The organism is Anoxynatronum sibiricum, assembly GCF_039414295.1.
Taxonomy (GTDB): Bacteria; Bacillota; Clostridia; order Peptostreptococcales; family Tindalliaceae; genus Anoxynatronum; species Anoxynatronum sibiricum.
The window spans coordinates 1-335 of the sequence record NZ_JBCITM010000077.1 but is presented as its reverse complement, the minus strand read 5'-3'; the positions used below and the strand labels follow the sequence as shown (position 1 = coordinate 335).

Here is a 335-nt window from a genome sequence, read left to right as displayed (position 1 = left end):
ACACATTACGGCTTTTCAATCAAATTCTGTAACCCGGGCAGCGGACATGAAAAAGGAAATGTTGAGAACAAGGTTGGCACTATCAGAAGGAACTTGTTTGTGCCAGAACCGACCATTAACCATCTGGGAACGTTTAACCTCGATCTGCTAAAAAAATGTTCCGAACGAAATCAGGGGCAACACTACCGGTTAAAAAAATCGATTGATGCACTCTTTGAACAAGAGAAACTCTTGATGGCACCTGTCAATAAAATACCCTTTGACACAGCCAGGTATGAAAGCAGAAAGGTCAATAAGTTTGGTCTTGTTGAGTTTGGAGGCTGTCGTTACTCAGC

The 335-nt window shown here is 42.4% G+C and carries 1 pseudogene; it reads left to right on the top strand.

The window, feature by feature from the left end:
• A pseudogene (locus AAIG11_RS18290) lies at positions 1 to 335 on the top strand (IS21 family transposase); the annotation flags it as partial.